This is a genomic window from Pseudomonas sp. JUb42 (genome assembly GCF_024807945.1).
Taxonomy (GTDB): Bacteria; Pseudomonadota; Gammaproteobacteria; order Pseudomonadales; family Pseudomonadaceae; genus Aquipseudomonas.
Genome location: NZ_JANUFD010000043.1, coordinates 1 through 1,052, shown reverse-complemented (window position 1 = coordinate 1,052; position 1,052 = coordinate 1). Strand labels below are relative to the sequence as shown.

Below are 1,052 nucleotides of genomic sequence, written 5' to 3'. Positions count from 1 at the left end.
CTGGTTACCTGAAGCTTAGAAGCTTTTCTTGGAAGCATGGCATCAACCACTTCGTCATCTAAAAGATAACTCGTCATCAGCTCTCGGCCTTAGAACCCCGGATTTACCTAAGATTCCAGCCTACCACCTTAAACTTGGACAACCAACGCCAAGCTGGCCTAGCCTTCTCCGTCCCTCCATCGCAATAACCAGAAGTACAGGAATATTAACCTGTTTTCCATCGACTACGCTTTTCAGCCTCGCCTTAGGGACCGACTAACCCTGCGTCGATTAACGTTGCGCAGGAAACCTTGGTCTTTCGGCGTGGGTGTTTTTCACACCCATTGTCGTTACTCATGTCAGCATTCGCACTTCTGATACCTCCAGCAAGCTTCTCAACTCACCTTCACAGGCTTACAGAACGCTCCTCTACCGCATCATCAAAAGATGATACCCGTAGCTTCGGTGCATGGTTTGAGCCCCGTTACATCTTCCGCGCAGGCCGACTCGACTAGTGAGCTATTACGCTTTCTTTAAAGGGTGGCTGCTTCTAAGCCAACCTCCTAGCTGTCTAAGCCTTCCCACATCGTTTCCCACTTAACCATGACTTTGGGACCTTAGCTGACGGTCTGGGTTGTTTCCCTTTTCACGACGGACGTTAGCACCCGCCGTGTGTCTCCCATGCTCGGCACTTGTAGGTATTCGGAGTTTGCATCGGTTTGGTAAGTCGGGATGACCCCCTAGCCGAAACAGTGCTCTACCCCCTACAGTGATACATGAGGCGCTACCTAAATAGCTTTCGAGGAGAACCAGCTATCTCCGAGCTTGATTAGCCTTTCACTCCGATCCACAGGTCATCCGCTAACTTTTCAACGGTAGTCGGTTCGGTCCTCCAGTTAGTGTTACCCAACCTTCAACCTGCCCATGGATAGATCGCCCGGTTTCGGGTCTATTCCCAGCGACTAAACGCGCTATTAACACTCGCTTTCGCTACGCCTCCCCTATTCGGTTAAGCTCGCCACTGAAAATAAGTCGCTGACCCATTATACAAAAGGTACGCAGTCACCCAACAA

General features: G+C 50.6%; 1 rRNA gene. It reads right to left on the bottom strand.

Annotation, left to right across the window (positions count from 1 at the left end):
* Positions 1 to 1,052, bottom strand: a 23S ribosomal RNA gene (locus tag M2401_RS34310); the annotation flags it as partial.